General features: G+C 56.8%; 23 protein-coding genes. 1 reads left to right on the top strand and 22 read right to left on the bottom strand.

Translation table 11 applies throughout. The annotated features are described in order from the left end of the window. From JW937_08760 to JW937_08700, 13 genes are all read right to left on the bottom strand, one after another. Window positions 1–687 (bottom strand): prepilin peptidase (locus JW937_08760; GenBank protein MBN1587496.1); only part of this gene is annotated, 687 nt, incomplete at its 3' end. A gap of 10 nt (window positions 688–697) precedes the next feature. Continuing rightward, a complete protein-coding gene (aroE, locus tag JW937_08755) occupies window positions 698–1549 on the bottom strand; it encodes a shikimate dehydrogenase (GenBank protein ID MBN1587495.1) in 852 nt (283 codons plus the stop codon). Window positions 1550–1552: 3 nt separating this feature from the next. After that, the gene (locus JW937_08750) at window positions 1553–3112 is read right to left on the bottom strand and encodes a 2-isopropylmalate synthase (GenBank protein ID MBN1587494.1); all 1560 of its coding nucleotides are present in this window, start codon (window positions 3110–3112) and stop codon (window positions 1553–1555) included. Between the two features lie 188 nt (window positions 3113–3300). Continuing rightward, window positions 3301–4305 carry a ketol-acid reductoisomerase gene (ilvC, locus tag JW937_08745; protein ID MBN1587493.1) on the bottom strand — a complete coding sequence of 335 codons (1005 nt, stop codon included), beginning with the start codon at window positions 4303–4305 and terminating at the stop codon, window positions 3301–3303. Between the two features lie 147 nt (window positions 4306–4452). Beyond that, a complete protein-coding gene (gene ilvN, locus JW937_08740; protein ID MBN1587492.1) occupies window positions 4453–4947 on the bottom strand; it encodes an acetolactate synthase small subunit in 495 nt (164 codons plus the stop codon). Window positions 4948–5034: 87 nt separating this feature from the next. Beyond that, the gene (ilvB, locus tag JW937_08735) at window positions 5035–6720 is read right to left on the bottom strand and encodes a biosynthetic-type acetolactate synthase large subunit (GenBank protein ID MBN1587491.1); all 1686 of its coding nucleotides are present in this window, start codon (window positions 6718–6720) and stop codon (window positions 5035–5037) included. A gap of 61 nt (window positions 6721–6781) precedes the next feature. Continuing rightward, complete coding sequence (gene alr, locus JW937_08730; GenBank protein MBN1587490.1) at window positions 6782–7969, bottom strand: alanine racemase; 1188 nt, start codon at window positions 7967–7969, stop codon at window positions 6782–6784. Next, complete coding sequence (tsaB, locus tag JW937_08725; GenBank protein MBN1587489.1) at window positions 7966–8688, bottom strand: tRNA (adenosine(37)-N6)-threonylcarbamoyltransferase complex dimerization subunit type 1 TsaB; 723 nt, start codon at window positions 8686–8688, stop codon at window positions 7966–7968. The genes alr and tsaB overlap by 4 nt, the downstream gene beginning before the upstream one ends. Beyond that, window positions 8669–9178, bottom strand: coding sequence for a tRNA (adenosine(37)-N6)-threonylcarbamoyltransferase complex ATPase subunit type 1 TsaE (tsaE, locus tag JW937_08720; protein ID MBN1587488.1), 510 nt, complete (start codon window positions 9176–9178; stop codon window positions 8669–8671). Before tsaE ends, tsaB begins: the two co-directional genes overlap by 20 nt. Beyond that, window positions 9159–10067: a thiamine-monophosphate kinase gene (locus tag JW937_08715; protein MBN1587487.1), complete on the bottom strand. Its 909-nt coding sequence runs from the start codon at window positions 10065–10067 to the stop codon at window positions 9159–9161. The genes tsaE and JW937_08715 overlap by 20 nt, the downstream gene beginning before the upstream one ends. Before the next feature lie 27 nt (window positions 10068–10094). Further along, entirely contained in the window at window positions 10095–11174 is a 1080-nt protein-coding gene (gene mtnA / locus JW937_08710; protein MBN1587486.1) for an S-methyl-5-thioribose-1-phosphate isomerase, read from the bottom strand. A 1-nt stretch (window position 11175) separates the two neighbouring features. Further along, window positions 11176–12258 carry a CPBP family intramembrane metalloprotease gene (locus JW937_08705; GenBank protein MBN1587485.1) on the bottom strand — a complete coding sequence of 361 codons (1083 nt, stop codon included), beginning with the start codon at window positions 12256–12258 and terminating at the stop codon, window positions 11176–11178. Beyond that, window positions 12255–13025, bottom strand: a complete 771-nt coding sequence (locus JW937_08700; protein ID MBN1587484.1) for a TatD family hydrolase — start codon at window positions 13023–13025, stop codon at window positions 12255–12257. Before JW937_08700 ends, JW937_08705 begins: the two co-directional genes overlap by 4 nt. A 142-nt stretch (window positions 13026–13167) precedes the next feature. Here JW937_08700 and JW937_08695 point away from each other — a divergent pair, with 142 nt between their 5' ends. After that, window positions 13168–14472, top strand: a complete 1305-nt coding sequence (locus JW937_08695) for an HD-GYP domain-containing protein (protein ID MBN1587483.1) — start codon at window positions 13168–13170, stop codon at window positions 14470–14472. A gap of 573 nt (window positions 14473–15045) precedes the next feature. On the opposite strand, the gene metG is transcribed toward JW937_08695, so the two are convergent. The 9 genes from metG to JW937_08650 form a co-directional block, all read right to left on the bottom strand. After that, the gene (gene metG / locus JW937_08690) at window positions 15046–16581 is read right to left on the bottom strand and encodes a methionine--tRNA ligase (protein ID MBN1587482.1); all 1536 of its coding nucleotides are present in this window, start codon (window positions 16579–16581) and stop codon (window positions 15046–15048) included. Window positions 16582–16590: 9 nt separating this feature from the next. Continuing rightward, the gene (locus JW937_08685) at window positions 16591–17571 is read right to left on the bottom strand and encodes a hypothetical protein (protein ID MBN1587481.1); all 981 of its coding nucleotides are present in this window, start codon (window positions 17569–17571) and stop codon (window positions 16591–16593) included. After that, window positions 17564–18202 (bottom strand): dTMP kinase, encoded by a 639-nt coding sequence (tmk, locus tag JW937_08680; protein MBN1587480.1) that lies wholly within the window; start codon window positions 18200–18202, stop codon window positions 17564–17566. The genes JW937_08685 and tmk overlap by 8 nt, the downstream gene beginning before the upstream one ends. Window positions 18203–18210: 8 nt before the next feature. Then, on the bottom strand, window positions 18211–19680 hold the full coding sequence (locus JW937_08675) for a cysteine--tRNA ligase (GenBank protein ID MBN1587479.1): 1470 nt from the start codon (window positions 19678–19680) through the stop codon (window positions 18211–18213). A gap of 1 nt (window position 19681) precedes the next feature. After that, entirely contained in the window at window positions 19682–20353 is a 672-nt protein-coding gene (gene cysE, locus JW937_08670) for a serine O-acetyltransferase (GenBank protein MBN1587478.1), read from the bottom strand. A gap of 50 nt (window positions 20354–20403) precedes the next feature. Beyond that, on the bottom strand, window positions 20404–20895 hold the full coding sequence (ispF, locus tag JW937_08665) for a 2-C-methyl-D-erythritol 2,4-cyclodiphosphate synthase (GenBank protein ID MBN1587477.1): 492 nt from the start codon (window positions 20893–20895) through the stop codon (window positions 20404–20406). 3 nt (window positions 20896–20898) lie between these two features. Beyond that, window positions 20899–21588, bottom strand: a complete 690-nt coding sequence (gene ispD / locus JW937_08660; GenBank protein ID MBN1587476.1) for a 2-C-methyl-D-erythritol 4-phosphate cytidylyltransferase — start codon at window positions 21586–21588, stop codon at window positions 20899–20901. Between the two features lie 10 nt (window positions 21589–21598). Beyond that, entirely contained in the window at window positions 21599–22624 is a 1026-nt protein-coding gene (locus tag JW937_08655; GenBank protein MBN1587475.1) for a PIN domain-containing protein, read from the bottom strand. A 9-nt stretch (window positions 22625–22633) separates the two neighbouring features. Further along, window positions 22634–23309, bottom strand: a 676-nt coding sequence (locus JW937_08650; GenBank protein MBN1587474.1) for an MCE family protein, incomplete at its 5' end; no start/stop codon positions are given.

Here is a 23309-nt window from a genome sequence, read left to right as displayed (position 1 = left end):
GGTCTTCATCTTAAAACGCATGATCAGCCCGACCACCGATCCGAAGAGCGGGGCCAGAAAGAAAATCAGAATGACCCCTTGCCAGCCCAAGAGAGAACCGACCATGGCCAGAAACTTCACATCGCCTCCGCCCATGGCCTCCTTGCGATAAATGATCTCTCCGATCACGCCGATCAAGTACAGACTTCCGCCTCCCGCAAGAATTCCCATCATGGAACGCAGGAGTGAGCTACTCACCGAACTGGCCCCGTGAAGTTGAGGGAGAAGAGCGCTCAACAAAAGTCCCAACACCAAACCTCCCAGACTGATCTCGTCCGGAATAATCTGGTGTTCCCAGTCAATCCAGGTCACGGCAATGCACGCAGAGATTAATGCCATATAAACCAAGGTGACGGGCTGAAGCCCGAAGAGCTGATAAGTAGCTAACCAGAGCAAGCCGTTCAGAAGTTCCACCGCGGGATAGCGCCAGCTCACGCGCGCACTGCAGTGACGGCAACGCCCTTTCAGAAGCACAAAGCTCAGGATCGGTATATTGTCGTACCACGCGATAGTCGCACTGCACTGGGGGCAATGGGAACGCGGCTTGACTACAGATTCTTCGCGCGGCAAGCGCCAAATGCAGACATTGAGAAAACTGCCCACAAGGAGGCCGAAACAAAACACATAAACGGCAATCAAGGTCTCCACAAGCTTCCTTCTATAGGGCCTGCATCAAGGCCTTTCGCATCACACTCACCGGCGCCTTGAGCCCGGTCCAAGATTCCCAAGCCTCCACAGCCTGATACAGAAGCATGCCTTCTCCTGTCACGGCTTTTGCCTTGGCCCGCCCGGCAGCCTGAATGAGCGGGGTGCGTACCGGGTTGTACACCAAATCAAAGACCGTGTTCCCGCGTCCCAGCCCCTTGGCAGGAAAGGGTAAGGGGTCCCCTGCTTTAAGTCCCATGGGAGTCGCATTCACCAGCAGGCCCCGAGGATCCAAGGCCTCCATCAGGGCCCCAGGCTCAATGGCCACAGAGACAATTCTTGCCGTCTTCTTGCGTGCACGCAGCCGCCGCACCAAAGCCGAGGCCCGGCCTCTGGACCAATCGGCAATCACCAAGTTCTCACATCCGGCATCGAGCAGGGCCGAAGACACCGCACGACCGGCCCCGCCTGCTCCCAGCAGAAGAGCCTTCCCGCTTTTGGGCCGCCAGGAGCTGGATTCCAAAAGTGCTCTGAGGAATCCGAAGCCGTCGGTATTGTCCGCTTCCCAGCCCTTGGGGGTTCGCTTGAGTGTATTGGCCGCGCCCACTGCCCGGGCGCGCGCGCTCACCCGCAAAGCCGCCTTCAAGGCCGCCACCTTGTGCGGCAAAGTAATGTTCAGACCCTGCACGCCTTCGTGGTGAAGGCGCTTGAGTGTGCGGCCAAGCCGGCCCGGCGCCACTTCCCATTTGGTATAAAGAGCATCCATCCCCACTGCGGCAAAGGCCGCATTGTGAATCGCGGGAGACAGGCTGTGTTGGATCGGATACCCGATCACTCCATAAAGGCGGGTAGAGTCCTTGGCCATTTTCTACGGTTGTGTGAGCGATTCTTTGGCAGCCCGCTTAGCCGGCACCAAATGAACCGCTTTGTTAACGGCATTGAGATAGGCCCTCACACTCGCTTCGACAATATCTGTGCTGGCTGCCCGACCCGTGACAATCTGACCGCGCAACTTCACTTTGATCGAGACCTCACCCAGGGCATCCTTGCCCTCAGTGACCGCGCGAATGGAATAATCGATCAGCTCTCCTTTAAAACCGGTAATGCGATCCACTGTCCGGTAGCAAGCATCCACGGGCCCGTCTCCCGAAGAGGCATCCTGGAACATTTCCCCGTCCCTCTTCAAACGGACCGTGGCCGTGGGGATCGTATGGTTCCCGGAACTCACATGGATATAATCCAGCTGCCAAGTTTCGGGAATCTCATTGATCTCGTCCTCTACGATAGCCACCAGGTCTTCGTCATAGACTTCCTTCTTTTTGTCCGCCAGTTTCTTGAAGCGCTCAAAGGCCTGTTCCAGCGCCTTGGGGTCCAATTGCATGCCCAGAGCCTGGATACGCTTTGAAAACGCGTGCCGGCCCGAGTGTTTGCCCAAAACCAAACGGGATTCACTCAGCCCGATATCGCGGGGATGCATGATCTCGTAGGTAATGCGCTCCTTGAGCACTCCATCCTGATGGATCCCGGACTCATGGCTAAAGGCATTCGCACCCACGATCGCCTTGTTGGCCTGCACCACCATCCCGGTGAGCTGGCTGACCAAACGGCTGGCTTTGTAGATCTCTTTGGTATGGATCCCTGTGGTCACATTCTTGTAAACATCGCTTCGCGTCCGCAGGGCCATGACGATTTCTTCCATGGATGCGTTACCGGCCCGCTCTCCGATCCCGTTGACCGTGCACTCGACCTGAAGCGCGCCATTCCGGATCGCAGCCAGGGAATTGGCCACTGCCAAACCCAGGTCATTGTGACAATGCACGCTGATGATCGCCTTATTGATATTGGGGACGTTGTTGAAAATGCCTGCGATCAATTCACCGAACTGTTCAGGCAGCGCATAGCCCACCGTATCCGGAATGTTGATCGTGCTCGCCCCTGCATCGATCACGGATTCGATTACCTTATAGAGGAAGTCCGGCTCCGTGCGCGATGCGTCTTCCGGCGAAAACTCAACATCCTCAACCAGGCCGCGCGTGTATTTGACCATGCGTACGGACTGGCGCAGGATTTCCTCTTCGGCCTTCTTCAATTTGTACTGCATGTGGATCTTGGATGTGGCCAGAAACACATGGATACGCGGTTGCTTGGCCGGCTTCAGGGATTCATAGGCTGCGTCAATATCTCCTTTGATAGCGCGCGCCAAACCACAAATAACCGGGCCTTTAACCTTGGAGGCCACCTCCTTGACGGCTTCGAAATCGCCGGGAGAGGCAATCGGGAAGCCGGCCTCGATCACGTCCACACCGAGACGGGCAAGCTGCTGGGCCACTTCTAGCTTTTGCTTGGTTTCCAAGCTGGCTCCCGGACACTGCTCACCATCTCTTAATGTGGTATCAAAGATCTTGACTCGCCGCTTTCCCGGACTCATTTTTTCCTCCATTGTCATCCCCGCGCAGGCGGGGATCCAGTATTGACTTGCTCTGTGGCGTCATCCCGAGCCACCGCGCTGCGCTTGGGGTAAACTCCGCGAAGGGATCATTGTCCCACAAAGATGGCCACGCTTTGCTCGCCATGACGCAACACGACACTCGGGTGATGAACACCCAGCTCGATTCTTTAGCTCTTGACTTCTTCCTTGGTCCAACTCATGAGCTCGCGGAGACTTTCCCCCACTTGCTCGATTTGATGGTTCTTGTTGCGCTCCAGTAATTCACGGAAACGCTTTCCGCCATCCTTGTTCTCCTGGATCCATTCCTGGGCAAACTTGCCTGACTGGATCTCTTGGAGAATTTTTTTCATCTCCTCACGCGTCTTGTCGTTAATCACACGGGGGCCGCGCGTCAGGTCGCCGTACTTGGCCGTATCCGAAACGCGCTGGCGCATGCCCCGAATGCCCTGCTCGTAGATCATGTCTACAATGAGTTTGAGCTCGTGCAGGCATTCAAAGTAGGCAATCTCCGGCTGATATCCCGCATTAATGAGTGTCTCGAAGCCCGCAAGGATGAGTTCACTCGTGCCGCCGCAAAGCACTGCTTGCTCGCCAAAGAGATCTGTCTCAGTCTCTTCGGCAAAGGTTGTTTCAATAACGCCCGCGCGCGTTCCGCCGATCGCTTTGGCATAAGCCAAGGCCGTCTGTTTGGCTTCACCGGTGAAGTCCTGCTCCACAGCCACCAAAGCCGGAACCCCCCGGCCGATCTCGTATTGACGCCGCACCAGGCTGCCCGGACCCTTGGGCGCCACCATAAAGACATCCACATTCTCCGGGGGCACAATCGAACGGAAGCGGATATTGAAACCGTGAGAGAAGACCAGCGCGTCGCCTTCCTTCAAATGGGGCTTCACGGACTCCTCGTAAATCTGTGCCTGCAAGACATCCTGGGTCAGGAGCTGGATCACGTCACCGGCCTTCGCGCCTTCAGCGGCATTCACAGGCTCAAAACCGTCATCCACCGCATCCTGGTAATGCTGCCCGCCTTTGCGCTGGGCCACAATCACCTCCACCCCGGAGTCCCTGAGGTTCAGCGCCTGGCCCCGCCCCTGGATTCCGTAACCGATGATGGTGACTTTTTTCCCGTCCAAATACTTCAGATCTGCATCGTCATCATAATAAACATTAGCCACTTTAGTTCTCCTTCGTGTATGAGATCACGGGGACACAATTTGTCAGTTCAAACTGAAACATCGTGTCCCCGGACAAGAGTCAAGCAACCAGATCCCCGCCTGCGCGGGGATGACAGCCTGTGGACTCAGGCATCGAACTCTCAGAAATCAAGCGATTGTCTTAGGTCCCCGGCTCACGGCAATGCGTCCTGTCCGGACAACTTCCTTGATCCCGAAAGGCCGGAGCAGTTCGACAAGCGCGACGATTTTGTTTTCATCCCCGGTGGCCTCAATGATAAAGCTCTTTTGATTGATGTCCACTACCTTGGCCCTGAAGATTTCGGCAATCTGGAGGATCTCCGTGCGGGTTTCCGGGCTAATCGATACCTTGATCATGATGAGCTCGCGGTCCACCATGCCGTCGCTTGTCAGCTCCTGGACCTTAATGACGTCAATAAGCCGGTTGAGCTGCTTCTTGACTTGCTCCAGTGTCGGCCCGTCAGCCTCCACCACAATGGTCATGCGTGAAACACTGGGGTCCTCAGTCTCCCCCACAGCCAGGGAGGCAATATTGAATCCTCGCGCGCTGAAAAGCCCGGATACCCGAGCCAAAACACCAAAACGGTTCGCCACCAATACCCCGACCGTATGACGCCCGATCACCCTTGAGAGCGTTCCAACCGCACTCGATGAAACAGTGGTACTGGACACTGAATCCTCCTATCCGGAATTTCCCTCGCCCGCTCGGGGCTAAGCCATCTCGCTGATGGTGCCCATCATGTCATTGATGGCCGTCCCGGGCTTGACCATCGGCCAGACATTCTCGTAGGGCTCTACAATAAAGTCCACCACAACAAGGTTATCTTTGGTGGACAGCGCCTTATCAATTGCAGCGTCCACTTCTTCGGCGTGTTCCACGTGCAGACCCACGGCGCCATAGGCCTCGGCCACCCGCGCAAAGTCCGGATTGCCCGTCATGTCGGAAGCCATAATGCGATTGCCGTAAAACAACTCCTGCCACTGCCGCACCATGCCCAGGTGGCCATTGTTGATGATAAACAGCTTCACGGGCAAGCGGTGGTAAACCGCAGTGGCAAATTCCTGAATGCACATCTGGATGGAGCCGTCGCCGGAAATACACACAACAGGATCCGGTAATCCCGCAAATGCAGCCCCGATCGCCGCCGGCAATCCGAAACCCATGGTGCCCAACCCGCCGCTCTGCAAAAAATGGCGCGGCCGGTTAAAGCGATAATACTGCCCCACCCACATCTGGTGCTGCCCCACATCTGAAGCCACAATGGCATTGCCCTGAGTCATTTCACTGATGCGGTGGATCACGTACTGGGGAAGCAGCTTCCCGTCTTCGGACTTCCATTTGAGCGGGTGTTGCCTGCGCCACTTCTCGATTTGATTCAGCCACTCGGTGGGCTCTTCCCGGTTGATTTGCCGGTTGAACTGAACGAGCACATCGCGCACATCCCCGACAATCGGAATGTCCACCGGCACAGTCTTGCTGATCGCCGCCGGGTCGATATCAATGTGGATCTTCTTGGCCTGCGGAGCAAAGGTCTCGGGCTGCCCGGTCACGCGGTCATCAAAACGCGCGCCAACCGCAATCAATAAATCCGAGTCCTGGACCGCATTGTTGGCATACTGCGAACCGTGCATGCCCAACATGCCCAAAGACAATTCATGGCCTCCGGGAAAGGCCCCCAAGCCCATGGTGGTGCAAGTCACGGGGATGCGTCCCTTCTCAGCCAATTCCAACAATTCCGGACAGGCTCCGGAGCTGATCGCCCCGCCACCCACATAAAGCACCGGGCGCTCCGCGGCATTCAAGGCGTCAATGGCCCGCTGGATCTGGCCCGGGTGCCCCTCGACACGGGGCTTGTATCCCGGCAGGGAAACCTCCCGGGGCTGGATGAATTCGGTCTCCGCCAACTGCACATCCGAAGGGATATCCACAAGCACCGCCCCAGGCCGGCCTGTGCGCGCAATGTGGAAGGCATCCTTAATGGTTTGAGCCAGTTCATCCACATTCTTAACCAGGTAATTGTGCTTGGTGACCGGCCGCGTAATGCCCACGACATCGGCCTCTTGAAAGGCATCGTTTCCGATGAGCCAGCTCTTGACCTGCCCGGTGATAGCCACCACAGGCACGGAATCCATATTGGCCGTGCCCAAGCCGGTGACCAGGTTCGTGGCCCCGGGCCCGGAAGTCGCCATACAACAACCCACCTTGCCTGTGGCCCGCGCATACCCGTCGGCCATGTGCGCGCCGCCTTGCTCATGGCGCACCAAAATGTGGCGGACCCCGGCCCTGTACATGGCATCGTAAATCGGCAGATTCGCGCCGCCCGGGCAGCCAAAGACAATCTCCACGCCTTCGTTCAGGAGGCACTGCACCAAAATGTCCGCGCCGGTTTTTTTCATCCCCTTACTCCTAGTGTTGCCATGAGTTACAATTATTGCCCGCGGCCACGAGCACCGGATATTATAGCACGCTGCTTTGAGCCGTCAACGCGTGCCCGGAGGCTTCCTCTGCCCCCACAAAATGCCGGGGCAAGCGATGGCTCCACCCGCACACGATTTCATAAGGGATGGTGTGGGCCCAAGTGGCAAACTCTTCGGCGCCCAAACGCTCAAAACCCTGCCGTCCCAGGAGTACCACTTCCTCACCCGGGCCTGCCAAAGGCTGTGAACCCAGGTCCACGGCCATCAAGTCCATAGTGATCCGGCCCAGCACAGGCACACGCCTGCCCCCAATGAGGACTTGGGCCCGGCCGGCCGCGGCAAAGGGATAGCCATCTGCATAGCCCACCGGCAAAATCCCCACCCAGGAATCCCGGCGGAGCACCTGGGTGCGCCCGTAACTGATCGATTCCCCGCGCTTCATGAACTTGGTTCCGGAGATACGGGTCTTGAAACTCAGGGCGGGTTTGAGGCGGGAGACATAGCGTGCGGCCTCGGGAAGGGGGCCCGGCCGCAGCCCGTACAGGGCCAAACCGGGTCTGACCATATTGAAGTGAGTCCACGGCCAGCGCAAGGTGGCCGCGGAATTGGCGGAATGCACATGACGGATCTGGCGGCCTTCCCGCCCCAAAGCGCTGAGCAGCTTCTGAAAATGCTCGATCTGCACCCGGGTAAAGTCCATGTCCATATCCGCGCATGCAAAGTGTGTGTAAATCCCCTCGCACCTCAAGCCCCGGGCTTCGCTGACCTGGCGAATCAAATCCTGCGCACTCTCCAAACGCACGCCCAAACGCCCCATGCCCGTGTCCACCTTCACGTGCACACAAATCTCTTCGCCGTATTTTGCGGCCAGAGCCTGCAGCTCTTTGACGCGTCCCGGGGTGACCACCGTGGGACAGATGCGTTTGCCGATGATTTCCGGAAGGGCCCCCTCCTCAATCGGGCCCAGCACAAGAATCGGGGTTTGTATGCCGGATTCGCGCAGGACCAGGGCCTCGTCCAGATTGGACACGCCCAGGAACTCAATCCCCTGTCCCGAAAGCGTGCGCGCCACCTCCACCAGACCGTGCCCATAGGCATTGGACTTGACCACACCCAGGATGCTGACGCCCGGCCCCGCCACATCTCTCAAAACACCTAAATTGGAACGCACGGCTGCCAAATCGACTTCTATCCACGTGGGACGGCCGCGCATGATCGGTCCGCTCATTGACCGTCATCCTCCTGGTACTTGGGATCCGGGCTAATCTCTCCTGCTTTACATCCCGGCCAATCGGGGTGCAGGTAAATGGGATCCATGGGATCGAGAAATTCCTGCCTTTGGCCGGAATTCCAATGACGTAATCCCACTTGGGCCACCCATCTTGCCCTAGGATACCAAAGACCTTCCTCAACCACCCGCGCCTTTCCTGCAAAGCGCTGCCGCAGTGCGTCTGCGCGCGTCGCAAGCGCGGAGCCGCTCAAGTAAAACGCACCGGCTCCGATATCCAACTCCTCCTCCTTAACGCAAGCATAGGGAGCATCGGGCTTCCAGACTGTTCGATCTCTTCGGAAACGCCCCACATAGATCCGGTCTCTTCCGGCATTGACCAGGACTGCCGCATACTCGCACTCCTCTCCCAAAGCCTGGGCCACACTTTCCAAGGACCCCACCCCAATCAAAGGACGTTCAATGGCCTGGGCCAATCCGCGCGCAGTGGCCAAACCCAGACGGGTGCCCGTAAACGAGCCGGGCCCCAAACCCACGGCAACGGCATCGAGCTCCCTGATCCCAAGCCCCAGATCTTTAAGGGTGGATTGAATGGTGGGGGCCAGGACAGAAGCATGGGTCCTGGGCCCAAGCCGGTGGGTTTCCGCAAGAACCTGCGAATCTTCACACACCGCCACCGTCAAATAGGCGTCGCTGCTGTCAAATGCCAGTACTTTCATGCTCTGACCATTCCTTTAGGAGTCGCGCGCTGCGAGGCCCTGTGGCCCGGGCCACTGCCCGGCGCGCATGATTCCCCTTCTCATTGGACTCCACATAACTCAGTTCGATCCAAAGGCTGTCCTCAGGCACGGCCTCGGGATAAAGATCCGCCCACTCCACAAACAAAGCAGCCTCAGAAGCACAAGCCGCCCCCCAACCCACTTCGTTCAGCTCATCGACAGCTCCGATGCGATACCAGTCCCAATGCTGGAATTCAAGCCGGCCCTGGTGTGCATTTTGCAAAATAAAGGAAGCACTGGCCACTTCGCGGGTCGCATGAGGAACACCCGCACCCAAGGCCACGCCCTTGGCAAAAACGGTCTTTCCCACACCCAGGGGACCGCTCAGAGCAAGCACATCCCCCGCACAAAGATGTTTGCCCAGACGCTGGCCGGCCCGCGCACAATGATAGGCACTTGGAAAACAGAGCTCAGTCTGCAAAGGCGTCATACCCTCCCTTGGGCCACGGGCGGCGCTGTCCTGATTCGTCTTCCAAATACAAACCGCCGGCTCGCGGGAGGATCTTTCCGATCTGTGTGATCCCGGTACCCGTCTCCTTCCGGAAACGCATTTTGAAGTCCTCTCCCAACCCCGAAGGCAGACACACCAAGAGCTCAAAGTCCTCTCCGTCACAAAGGGCCTTTTTCAAAGTCACGGAGCTGCGCGAGAAAGGAATCTGCTGCGGCCAGACAACGGCTCCTACAGAGCTCGCCTCTGCGAGGCGCACCAGATCCAGGGCCAATCCGTCCGAGAGATCCATCATGGCCAGAGGCCGGGTCCATTCACCCAGGATCCGGGCTTCTTTGATCCGGGGAATAAACTTGAGGTGGCGGCCGGAGCTCAATGACCCGCCCAGCTTACCTGTGACCCAAAGACCATTCCCGGCACACGCCCCGCTGCGGAGCACCAGCTTCGAGTGCTCCACTTTGCCCAAAACCGTGCAATCGATCGCGACCTTTTCGGAAGACACCAGATCTCCTCCGACAATGGAGACACCGAAGCGCCGTGCCAAAGCTTTGGCACCGCCCAAAATCTCAGGAAACAAAAACGAAGCCTTGCGTTTGGGCACGCCCACACTCAAGAGCGCGGCAGTCGGAATCCCGCCCATAGCCGCGATATCACTCAAGCTGCAAGCCAGGGCCTTGCGCCCCACCTGCCGCGCCCCGTCCTTGGGCAAACGAAAATGCTTCCCCTCCACCATAAAGTCAGCGGTCCATAACAAATAGTGTTGAGAGTCCCACTTGAGTACAGCAGTATCGTCGCCAATGCCTTCGATAATATCCGGACCGGCCGGGGTACTCTTCTTGAGCTGTCGTATCAGGTCGAGTTCTGTTGCCATGATTCTTACAGGGACGCGTCTGGTTGATTAAGAACCTTCGAGAAACGTCCCTGGCTCCCTGAATTTTCTGTGCAATCGCTTCAAATTCGTTCTATACGGTCTCTCAACAACTCCCCGGTCTGTAATAATGGCTGAAACGAGCGCATTGGGAGTGATATCAAAGGCGGGGTTGTAAACCTTCACTCCCTTGGGTGCGGTGCGCCTCAGGCCAAAGCGGGTCACCTCTTCTTCACCGCGTTCCTCGATTTGAATTTCGTCTCCCCCGTTGAGCGAAAGATCCACGGTAGACCACGGAGCCGCCACATAAAAGGGAATCCCGTGGTATTTGGCGTTGACCGCTACCGAATAGGTCCCCACCTTATTGGCCACATCGCCGTTGGCCGCAATGCGGTCTGCTCCCAAAATCACCCGGGTCACAACACCCGCGCGCATCAAAGAGGCGGCAGTGCTGTCGCAGATCAGTGTGACAGGAATCCCGGCGCGCATCAATTCCCAGGCCGTAAGCCGGCTGCCCTGTAAAAGAGGGCGGCTCTCATCCGCATAAACACGAATTCCCTTGCGGAGCTTCCAAGCCTCTGCCACAACACCCAGGGCCGTGCCCCCGCCCGCAGTAGCCAATCCTCCGGTATTGCAATGTGTCAGGATGACGTCCCCGCTCTTGAAGAGCCGGGCCCCATGACGCGCCATGTCTACTGAGGCCCTTAAGTCCTCTTCCTGGATCGACCGGGCCTCCGCAAGCAGCTTGTTCAAGAAGCCTGCACTTGTTGTTTCAGACACAGCCGCCCTTTCAAGCGCCTCCCGCATGCGCTCCAGTGCCCAAAACAGGTTACGGGCCGTGGGCCGCGTTGCCGCAAGTTGCGGGATCGAGAGGCGCGCCGCCCTGATTTTGGAAGTCAAAGACCGGCCGCGCGCGCAGGCCGCACCCAGAGCGACTCCGTAGGCCGCTGCCACTCCAATAGCCGGAGCCCCGCGCACACGCAGAGCGCGAATCCCCTCACACAGCCGGGAGACCGATTCCATCCGTTTCCAAACCACTTTTTCCGGAAGCTGCGTTTGGTCCAATAACAGCAATCGATTGCCGGACCACTTCACCGGTTTGATTAACATCTCAAAGCCCTCCGCCCGCTGCCAAGCGAGCCAGTTCCTTATAAAGAAAAACTCCTCCAACCATAGCCAAGTTGTGCGCCGAGTGAATCAGGATTCCGGGGATCAGGGACCCTGTCCTCTCATAGATTAAGGTCAGCGCAATTCCAAGCAGGGTAATGGGCAACAGAGTCAACCAATCCCCGTGCAAAACTGAAAACAGCGCTGCGCCCAGGACCAGGGCAAGCCGCCAATCCATATATTTTTTGAGCGCCGGATAGGCCACCCCGCGAAAGAAGATCTCCTCGGACACAGGCCCCATGAGGACCACAAAAAGGGTGGAGTAGGTCAGCATGGCGCCGCGCTCTTCGGAATAGAGGAGCTCAAAAGCAGCCTGAGTGGGCGCATCATACTGAAGCAAATCAGCCACCCACGCCACAATCAAACTCCCCAGAAGCAGAATCGGAACAAAGAACGCATAGATTTTGAAACCTGCCAAGAGCCGGGCGCCCAAATGGTCCCACGCAATCCCCAGGTCCCTAAGACTCAAACCCTGGCGCACCACCACAAGGTCATAGGCAAAAAGCACCACCAAGATATCCACCAGGGAGGTCCCCAGAACCAAGACCGCGTTTTCGTCCAGCCATTGGAGTTTGAGGGACTCCGCGGCCACCATGCCTAAGGATTGCAGGAGGTAGCCAAAACCCAATACCAACACAGCCAGGCGAAAGGCGTCCCAAAAGCTCCAATGCGCCCCCGGAGCGTTCAAACCAGAGCCGAGCGGAGATTCCGGACGCCTGCGAATACGCGCTACCAACCAAATAATATTGAGGATAATGCCCGCGCTGAAAAGACCCAAACCCAAGAAGGTCAAGAACGAGGCCGCAGCGGCCAAGTCCGGCCGAGTTTGGAACAGAGCCTCCAGGTCCGCATCGCTCTGAACAAACTCCTGCTCTAATTCGGAGTGCATGAGACGCGACTCGAAATCCCAGGTCGGCTCTCCCGCAGGCTCGGGAGCAGGCATTAAAACCACGGTCAGCAAGAGGGCGAGTAACCCGAGAGCCAAGCATTCGCGCCTCAAGAAACGCCCTAGACCGGCCAGTCTCATAAAGCCGTCCTTCCAAAGAGCCGCACGGCATTTCCCCAGGTCTGCTCTGCCATGACCTGAAGCTCGGCCCCGCGCACTTGGGCCAAGCATTCGATGACCTCCAAGACATGGGCCGGTTCGTTGGTCTGCCCCCTGCACGTTTGAGGAGAGAGATAGGGGCTATCGGTCTCCGACAGAATCCTGTCCGCAGGCACAAGAGCTGCCGCTGCCCGAAGCTCCCCGGCCTTGGGGTAAGTCAAATTCCCGGCAAAGGAGACATAAAAACCCAGATCCAGGACTGCCTGCAGATACTCCAGGTCCCCGGAAAAACAATGCATGACCCCTTCAAAAGCCAGGGGCTCCCGTTCGCGCAAGAGCCGGACCATGTCCTTCTGCGCATCCCTGCAATGCACCACCACAGGCAGATGAAGTTCGGTTGCCAGGTCTAGAAAGGCCTTAAAGACCCGGATCTGATCCTCAACCGGGGACAAACACCGGTAATAGTCAAGACCAATCTCCCCGATCGCACAAACGCCCGGATCCTGGGCCAAAGCCCTCAATTCGTGCATCAAGGATTCATCACAAGACTTGGCTTCATGCGGATGCAGGCCCACGGTCGCGCGCAAACCTTCAGCCCGGGACACCAGCTCAATGGCTGAGCGGCTGCTCTCCAAATCAATGCCCACCACGACCATGTCCTTGACCCCGGCATTCCGCGCGCGCCCCAGGAATAGATCCAGGTTTTCGTTCAAAGGGGGCAAGTTAAGATGGCAGTGAGAGTCAAACAGGTTCAAGACCACACCACAAGTTGAGCGTTTGCATGGGTATACTTATAGCATACTGCCTTGACGCGTCCAATCGGAGGATGCTAAATTTAACATATCTATACACAATACTTCGGTTCTTTATACCTTCACTGGAGCCTCACGCATGCCCCAGATTCCAAACAAGATGAACGGCAATGAATTTGCCGACCTGGTCCGGATTGACCGCATTGTCCGTAAACTCATGATTCCCGCCCTCTTTGGGCTCCTGATCATTCTCCAGTTGCTTGGACTCCTGTGCGCGCCTCTGTTCTCGCTGGCAATCCTTCTGGCGATTTATCTTGTCACGGATGAGATCACCCACTGGCTGGTCGAACACAAACCCATTGTGGACCCCAGGTACCTTTACTTAGGACAACAGCTTCTCAATGTCGTGCTCCTGACCCTTGTAATTCATCTGACCGGCGGCATCGAAAGCTTTGCCGCGTTTTTTCTGCCCCTGGTCATTATCATGGGCGGGCTCGTGCTTCCCCGGGGCCAATCCCTGATCCTCACCGTCTCCTGCTGTGTCAGCTATACCGGCACCCTCTTCCTTGAATACCTGGGCCTTATTCCGCATTGGGGCATGCTCCCCTATCCACTCACGAACATCCACACTGATTTCGGCTACATGCTCATGACCGCCATCACAGCCTGTGTTGTGATGGCCCTGACCGGATACATCACTTCTTACCTTGCCATCCACCTCAGACAAAAAGCCATTGCCCTCACCCGGGCAAAGGCTGAAATCGAGGAATGGAACCGCACACTCGAAGCGCGGGTCCGGGAAAAAACGCGGCAGGTGGCCCTGCTCAACGAAGATCTCCAGAAGGTGTATGTCAATTCCGTGCGCTCCCTGCTGGCCGCACTCGACGCCAAGGATCATTACACGGAACACCACTCCTGCGATGTCAGTGAATATGCCATGCTCATCGCAAAGGAGATGGGGCTTGGGCCGGAAGACATGCGCGATATCCGGCTGGCTTGCCAGCTCCACGACGTGGGAAAGATCGGAGTGCGGGATCAAGTCCTGCTCAAACCGGGCCCGCTCAACCCCGAGGAGTGGAGCGAAATGAAGCAACACCCCACTATCGGCGCAAAGATCCTCGAACCTCTGGAGTTTCTCCGCGAGGTCCAACTGATTATTCTGCAGGAACACGAACGCTGGGACGGCAAGGGATATCCGGCGGGTCTCAAGGATGAGAAGATTCATCTGGGAGCGCGCGTGACCGCGGTTGCCGATGCATATGACGCCATGACCACCCAGCGCCCCTACAACAAAGTTCTCACTAAAGAGCAGGCCATTGCGGAACTGAAACGCTGTCGCGGAACGCAATTCGATCCCAAGGTCGTGGATGCCTTTGTCCGGATCCTCGAACGCAATGCCCACCTCGGCATCGAAACCAAGAACCAACACTCCCACGACGCTTAGAATCGCCTGAACGCTTTCTCCCCTCTGAGGTTAGGGACAGGTCTCGCTTAGCCTTTCTGCAGCAATAATTTGTGCGAGAACCGTCCCCTTTGGTAGGGGTATCGGGTCTGCATTACCCAAGGATCGGGCCGGTCACCTCACTCCGGATCGCCTTATCTAATCTGTTCCTCAATAGGTGAAGTACGGGGGGCTGCCCAAAATCGCAGGGCACACGCGACCAAGACATTTATGGCTTCAGCGATTTTGAGCTCCTCCGTGAGGCGCCGTCCCTCTCCTGGAGCATACAGACTGACGAGTGGTTTGTTGTTGGCCGAGCGGTGGGGCAATCCGCTTGTTTGGTTAGGGGGGCACTCCAACACACAAAGGAACAGGTTTGTCCACGCAGAGGGAGGGCAGGATGCCGCGCGCAGTTCCGAGCAAGCCCACGTCGTCCGCCGGAGGGGCCGAAGCGGCGACCCGGTTGCCACGTCTCAAAATATTGTCACGTTAGTTCCGCGTTACAAAGGGGCGCAGGGAGGATGTTTGAGCACGGCGCCTGACCCTCCCTCTGTGTGGAAAAATTGTTCTGAGAACCTACACTTCAATGCGGGGGAACAGCGGTTCACCTTTGCGGGTCTGGGTACCGGGCATCACCAAAGGCCACTGAATCGCGGCATTAATGGAACGCTCCTGCGGCTTTTCCTTTAGGCCCAACAGCTCCCAAGCCTTTTCGGAAGTGCCCGGCATAAATGGAGAGACTAAGAGGGTTACGATACCCACCACTTGAACCATTTCAAAAAGAACAGTGGCAAGATGCGGATCTTCATTCTTGGCAAGAGCCCAGGGCGCTTCAGTGTCGATATACTTGTTGGCGGCGGCAATCAGGCCCCAGATCGCGTCAAGCATGGTCACAAAGCTCACCTGCCGCAGCCCTTTGTCCACTGAATCCAAGCAACGTTGGCCGAGCTCCAGCCAGGGTTCCCCTTGACCCTCGCCCATTAAAGGTTCAGGCACCACACCCTCGTAATACCGCTCCACCATGGAAAGGACCCTGTGCACAATATTGCCCAGATCATTGGCCAAATCGCTGTTGATGCGTTGAACAAGGGCCTTTTCGCTGTAGGCACCGTCCACCCCGAAGGGAACTTCCCGCAAAAGAAAATAGCGGTAGGCATCCACCCCATAGGCCTGCACCAAATCAACGGGATTGATCACGTTCCCCTTGGACTTGGAAATCTTTTCGTTTTGCAGTGTCCACCACCCATGGGCAAAAACTTTCTTGGGAGGAGGCAGCCCCAGAGCATGCAGCATGACCGGCCAAAACACCGCATGCTGCCGGAGGATATCCTTGCCCACCAAATGCAGATCTGCAGGCCAAAGCGCCGCAAAGCAGCCGGTATTCTCCGGATACCCCGCTGCGGTAATATAATTGATCAGCGCATCAAACCATACATACGTCACGTGCTCCGGATCAAAAGGCAATGGAATCCCCCAAGACAAACGCGACTTGGGTCTTGAAATACACAGATCTTGAAGGGGTTCGTTGAGAAAGGAACGCGTTTCATTGAAGCGGCTTTGCGGGGCAATAAAATCCGGATTTGCATCCAAGTGCTCCACCAGCCAATCCTGGTGCGCGGACATCCTGAAAAAATAATTCTGCTCCGTGAGTTCGATGAGCTCAAGATCCGGGTCCCCGGCGCGCGCCTCTTTAGCTTGCAGTTCCGTATAAAAGGTCTCGCTCGCGGTATGGTACCAGCCGTGATAGTCCCCCGGGTAAATTTCACCTTTATCGTAGAGCGTCTGCAACACATGCTGAACCACACGGATATGGCGTTCCTCCGTGGTGCGGATAAAATCCTGGTATTCAATGCCCAAAAGCTCCCACAAGGCCTTAAAACGATCCACAAGTTGGTCGGCAAAGGCAATAGGGGAAAGACCGGCCTTATCCCCTGCCTCCTGCACCTTTTGGCCGTGTTCGTCCGTGCCGGTCAAGAAATGGGTCTCCCGCCCACAGAGACGGTACATCCGGTTAAGCACATCCGCGGCCACGGTGGTATAGGCGTGCCCGATATGGGGTTCCGCATTCACGTAATACAAAGGCGTCGTTATGTAGATTTTCTTCTCTGCCATTTCTTCTCTCTATCGATTCATTGCCTGCGGCAAAATCAAACTCACAGAATCCCACACTTTGTGCCAAATAAATTTCGGATTAACGTTCCCGCTCAAATCAGTGCCGGACTGTTCCAAAACCTCCAATGTACCAGAGAGAATCTCGATCGAACATGAATCAGCCACTTGCCTAATCAGGGCTACGTCATCACGATTGACCCAGTGCTCCGGGGCAATCCCCAACTTGGAGGCCCACAGATCCCGCACCCAACTCGAGACCACACACAAAATCTCACCCGGACTGAGCGGCGCAAAAGCTTTTTCTTCATCCTGGTGCAAGAGCCCTGCATGATGCGTCAACACTTCGAGTACCTGGCGCCGCGCCGCCCAGCGTTCCTCCTGCAACCAGCCCAAGGCAGTGGAAGCCTCTCCTTCCGCCAAGGCAGCTGCAACCTGCGCAGACACCGCTTCCACCCCATTAGCTTGAAGCCAATTGGAGAGAGGCCCCACGCCTAAACGTTGATAGCGAAGCACTTGGCAACGAGAGCGCACCGTGGGGAGCAACCTGGAGCTCTCCGCACACATCAAAAGAAACACACAAGGACCGGGAGGCTCTTCCAAAGTCTTCAAAAAACAGTTGGCAGCCTGCTCCACCATTTCCTCGGCACGAAGCACAATCACAACTTTGGATTCAGCCTCAAAGGCCCGCAGGGAAATCCTTTCCTGCAACTGCCGTATTTGTTCGATACGGATCCGGCCCGAGGCCCCCGTGCCTTCCAGAATCAGAAGATCCGGATGGTTTCCCTGTTTCACCCGCCGGCCAAGCAAATCCTCGCCCATTGCCCCGGGACGCCTCAAGATCACTTGCGCCAATTCCCAGGCAAAGGGGCCTTGGGCTGCAACGGGACAGGCATCAATCGCATAGGCCGTTCCCATCCGCCCCAACCGCAATGAAGCAGCCAAATTCTTATATGCAGCCTGATCCTCGTAGGGGATCCTCAACTCATCCACGGCTCCCGCTCCAGTTCAGACTTGCCTTGCGGCGTTTAAGAAAAGGCCAAAGGGTTTGGAGAATGCGGTCACGGATCTCCGCGGGAGTGCCTTGGCCGGAGATCACTCGAATGCGCTTGGGTTCGCGCTGGGCCAGCTTCAAATACCCTCGGTAAACTCGTTCGTGAAAAACCTTGCCGCGCCGCTCCATCCGGTCCGTACCCTGCGCGCGGGAGAGCCCCTTTCCGGCTTTGACATCCAAAAGAATCGTCAGGTCCGGCATGCGCCCGGCCACGGCCAAGGGAACCATTCCCTCCAAATCCTTTAGAGGCAAACCCGAACCAAAACCCTGATAAGCCAGAGTGGCATCCACAAAGCGATCGCAAAGCACCACGGCGCCGCCCGCGAGTTCCGGCAAAATCCGCTCCCGGACGTGCTGTGCGCGCGCGGCCATATAGAGGAAGGCCTCGGTCGCAGGAGTCAGGTCGTGTTTGCCGCTCAGGAGCAAGCGCCGGATGGCCTCGGCCGCAGGCGTGCCGCCGGGCTCCCGGCTCGTGTAGACGTTCAAGCCCGCATCGCTGAGGGCCCGCGTCAAAAGCCTGAGCTGCGTGGTCTTTCCCCCGCCGTCCGGCCCTTCCAATGTGATGAATATACCTTTCTTCAGCGCAATTTCCTCCACCACAATGACGTCCCGTCCGGTTGATCTTCCAGAGTAATCCCCGCCGAAGACAACTCTTCACGGATCTCGTCGGCCTTGGCAAAGGCCTTATCCGTGCGCGATTGGCCACGTTCTTTTACCTTGGATAAAATCTCCCGGTCCGTTGGTCCTCCCCATTCCGCCATACTCAAAATACCGACCAAGCCCCCGAGCTCCGACATCAGGCTGCGTGCAGCCTTAAGCCACTTCCCTTTGGCTGCCCCCGGAATCTTTAGGTCCCCAAGCGTTCGGTCCACGGCATTTGCAAGATCAAAGAGCGCAGCCAAAGCCACAGGCGTATTCAGATCATCGGACAAGGCGCGCACAAACCTCACACGAAAGGCATCCAACTTCTCCAGCGAGCCGTTGGCGGAAGCCGGATCCCCCTCCAGTGCATGCTGCAGAGCCCAGCTATCGACTTTAGCCAGAACAGAGTAGAGCCGTTGCAGGGCTTGCAAGTGTTCGTTGAGTTTTTCCTCTGTATAGTCACAGGGGCTGCTGTAATGACTCGACGCATAAAAGAGCTTGAGCACCTCAGCCGGATACTGCTTGAGGAATTCCGAGATACTCACGTAATTACCCAAAGACTTGGACATCTTCTGCCCGTCCACCGAAAGCAATCCATTGTGCAACCAAATATGGGCGAACTCGGCGCCGGTGGCCGCCCGGGACTGAGCGATTTCATTTTCGTGATGCGGAAAAATCAGGTCACGCCCGCCGCCGTGGATATCAAAATCTTCACCCAAGTATTTGATGCTCATCGCGCTGCATTCAATGTGCCAACCCGGGCGTCCCAGCCCCCAGGGGCTCTCCCAAGCAGGCTCGTCCTCCTTGGAAGCTTTCCATAAAGCAAAATCTAAAGGATCTTGCTTGCCCGCGCCCACTTCCGCGCGCGCTCCGCTAATCATCTGTTCCCGGCTCTGGCCGGATAAACACCCATACTCCTCAAAACCCGAAACGCGATAATACACATTACCCTCGGCCGCGTAAGCCATTCCCTTTTCTATCAGGGTCCGGATCATCTCAATCATCTCAGGGATATGCTCGGTAGCCTTGGGTTCCACATCGGGCTTTTCCAATCCCAACTGCCTCATGTCCTCATGAAAACGCTCTGTGTAATAAGCAGCCACTTTCGCTGCCGCAGCAGCAGCGCTCTCCGCGCGCAGAGGCGAGTCCGGATCGGACATCACTTGCTTACCGCGTTCAATAATCTTGTCGTCCACGTCGGTGATATTCCGGACCAAAGTCACCTTCAGGCCCTGGTGTCTGAGAAAACGCCGGAGCACATCAAAAACATAGACCGCGCGCGCATGGCCCACATGGGCATCGTCATAAGTCGTAACCCCGCAGACATAGATGCGCACATGCCCCTTTTCCAGGGGCTCCAAAACTTCCTTCTGACGTGTCAGGGTATTTTTGAGGGAGATTGTCACGCTACTTGCCGCTTTCAGGCTTTTCGGGACGCAGCGGGTGCAGCGAACGTATGTGAGCCTCGATGGAATCAATTTCGTGTTGCAGACGTTCCAACCGCTCGAGCACCGGATCGGGCAGATGGACATGATCCATCGAAATTTCATGAACCGGCCTGCCCTTGCGCCGCACAACACGGCCGGGCACGCCCACCACTGTTGCATTCGGAGGAGTATCCTTGATGACCACGGCATTGGCGCCGATATTCACGTCATCCCCAATGGTAATATTCCCCAGAACCTTGGCGCCCGCACCAACCACAATACGGCTGCCCAAGGTAGGGTGCCTCTTCCCCTTTTCCTTGCCGGTCCCTCCCAAAGTGACGCCCTGAAAGAGAGTCACGTCCTCTCCAATAACCGTCGTTTCGCCAATGACCACTCCCATTCCGTGATCAATAAAAAGTCCCTCTCCGATCTGTGCCCCGGGGTGTATCTCAATTCCCGTCATGAAACGGGAGATCTGGGACAACCAGCGCGCAAAAAAGCGCATTCGCCGGTTGAGCAGAGCATGCGCAATACGATGCAGAATAATCGCGTGCACGCCGGAGTAAGTAAGCAAAATCTCCCACGGATTGCGCGCAGCCGGATCGCGCTCCATGGCCGCGTTGATTTCATCGGCAAAACCCCAGCGCAGCATCGCGGTGATTCCAAACAAGACAACCAGAAATATTCCCAATCCCAAAGCCACTATGATTCCTCCCGCATTTCCAATAGTACCACCGCCGAGGCCGATAACGCTGCGCCGCCGCTCTCCGGAGTCACTCCTTCGCTCGATTTCGCCTTCACGCCCACGCAGCTTGGATCGATCTCCAGGAGCTGGGCGAGCGACTGCGCAATTGCTTCACGGTGCGGGCCGATTTGGGGCTCATCCGTCACAATGACCGTATCCACATTGAGGACCCGCCAATCCTTGCCCAAGGCCCGGCACTTAACCTCCTCCAAGAGTTTCCGACTATCCATGCCCGCAGTCAATGCCTCGCCGGGCGGGAAGAAAGTCCCGATATCCCCCAAGCCCCGGGCTCCTAAGAGAGCATCGGCCACGGCGTGCAAAAGCGCATCCCCGTCCGAATGCCCAAGCGGCCCGCGCTCATGCGGAATTTTCACGCCCCCCAGGACAAAAGGCCGCCCGGATTCCAAACGGTGCAAGTCGTGTCCTAATCCAATCCGCAATGCGGGCATGCTCTAACTCCTTTTCTGAAGCTCGGCCAAGTAGCGTTCAGCCACGGGCAGGTCCTCGGGAGAGGTCACCTTGAGGTTGAAGGGATCCCCCTTCACCACGTAAACAGGGTGGCCTGCGGCCTCCACCAGGGCCGCGTCGTCCGTGGGCTTGAATCCCTTTTCCTGTGCCGCCCGGTGGCAATCCAGGATTAAGGAGCACTCAAAGACCTGCGGAGTTTGGATCTCCCTTAAAGAGGAACGCTCCAGGGTGGCCAGCACCCTGCCGTTTTCATCCACCTGCTTGAGGGTGGCTTTGACCGCCAACCCAGGCACCACAGCCTTCCGGATACGGGCCTCGGCCAAGAGGGTTTCCACAAATTCTACCGTAATCAAAGGCCGGGCTCCATCGTGGATCAGAACGTAGGCCGGATTCCCGGGCAAGGCCTGCAGTCCTTCCCAGACCGAATCCGAACGCATGGCCCCCCCGGGCACAAGCCAAATCTTGTCTGAATCCGGCATTAGATCCAGGATTTGCCTGCGAACTGTCTCCAGTTGGCCGGAGCGGCACACGAGCACACAGTGGGAAATCGAGGGAGCGCGAGTGAGCGTCTCGAGGCAATGCAAAAGCAAAGGCTTTCCCCCTAATGGGAGAAAAGGCTTGTCCCCCCTGGAGGCCATGCGCCGGCTCTCGCCGGCTGCGACGACAACAGCCACGGCATCCACTTTACGTAATTTTTCCTTCCCCGCCGTTTCCTTCGTCGACCCTGGAAAAGATCATCCGCCCTGCAGAGGTCTGCAATACGCTGGTCACGATTGTATTCACCGTCTTTCCAATCAAGTTCCGGCTATTCTCAACCACGACCATGGTTCCGTCGCTCAAATAGCCCACCGCCTGATTGTACTCCTTCCCCTCTTTGACCAGCTTGATTTCGAGACTCTCTCCGGGCAACACCACCGGCTTGAGCGCATTGGCCAGCTCGTTGATATTGAGGACAATTACATTCTCAAGCTCGGCCACTTTGTTGAGATTGTAATCATTGGTCAAAACCTTGGCATCCAAGACTTTTGCCAACTTGACCAGCTTGGCATCCACTTCGGCCACCGCCGGGAAATCTTCGTCATGGATCTTCACTTCGGCAAATTCACTGCGCCGCAGCTTATTGAGGATCTCCAATCCGCGCCGCCCGCGATTGCGCTTAAGCGGACTGGGATTGTCGGCAACGGCCTGGAGCTCCTTGAGCACAAAACGGGGCACCACAAAAGTGCCGTCCAAAAAATGCGTCTGGGCAATATCCAGGACCCGGCCGTCGATTATTACGCTCGTGTCCAGCACAATCAGTTGGCCCACTTGATTCTGCTGTTCGAACCGCACATAGGGGATAACCACTTTGAACTCGTCCCGCCCCCGCACAGCCACAACCATACCAAAATAACAGAAGATGAGCAGTACGCTAATATTGAGAATGGCTGAAAAGCGGTCGTTCAGCGGCACCAAATAAAAAGCATCCGTGACCAGCTTGGCCATAATCAAACCGAACAAAAGCCCGAACACAGCGGCCGAAAGCCCCCGGACTGAAATGTTCTTGGAAGAGTACTCAATAATAATGGCGACTACCGCAACACCCACGGCAATTCCCGCCCCGATTGACTTTAGGACCCAGTCACTAGGGCCGTCAAAAACCTCTGTCAGCTGCGCGCCGACAAAAGCCGAAAGCACCACAAAAAATAACCTCAGAATGAATACAGTCATGGATGTCTCCTACCGGGTATTGAAATTAGAAGATGGATACTTGTCTTTCTTATTGTCCGGAGACTTGTCAGAAACGTCCTTTCGCAGTAATTTCCATGGATGCGCTTTCAGATCTTTCACAAAATCAACCACCTCCTTATGAAGTTCGTCATCCAAAAACAGCTTGCCTATTGATCCTTCCCCCCGGTTCACTTTCAACAGGATCTCGTTAAAATTGACCACCGCATCGTTCAAGTTCTCGGTCAACTCCTCGCCATTGGCAATAATGCCCTTGATCTGCATCTTGACCTCAGGATCCCCCACGACATCATTTAGGGAACGCACAAGCTCCTGGAACTCCCCGACGGCCTTGTACCCTGCCTCTGCCATACGCTCCATGGGCACCGGGTTCACGCCCTTGAGAATGTCGCTGTCTTGAAGATAGTCCTCACCCAGCCCCGGATAGATCTCCAGATACTTTTCACCCAAGAGTCCGAGTGTGTTCACATAGGCTTTGGAGTTGCGGGGGATGCGGACGCCCTTCTTGAGGCGGCTAATCATAATAATATTCATGCCTTCCTCACGTTCCTGCCCCTCGAGCATCACGATATCTTCTATCTGGCCCACCTGCAGGCCGGCCACACGCACGGGGGCGCCCACCTCCACACCGCCGGCGCTGCTGAAATACGCGTGAATCCGGTAGACC

It is taken from the genome of Candidatus Omnitrophota bacterium, from assembly GCA_016929445.1.
Classification (GTDB): Bacteria; Omnitrophota; Gorgyraeia; order JAFGIU01; family JAFGIU01; genus JAFGIU01.
The sequence above is the reverse complement of the archived record's forward strand: the minus strand, read 5'-3'. Positions and strand labels throughout refer to the sequence as shown.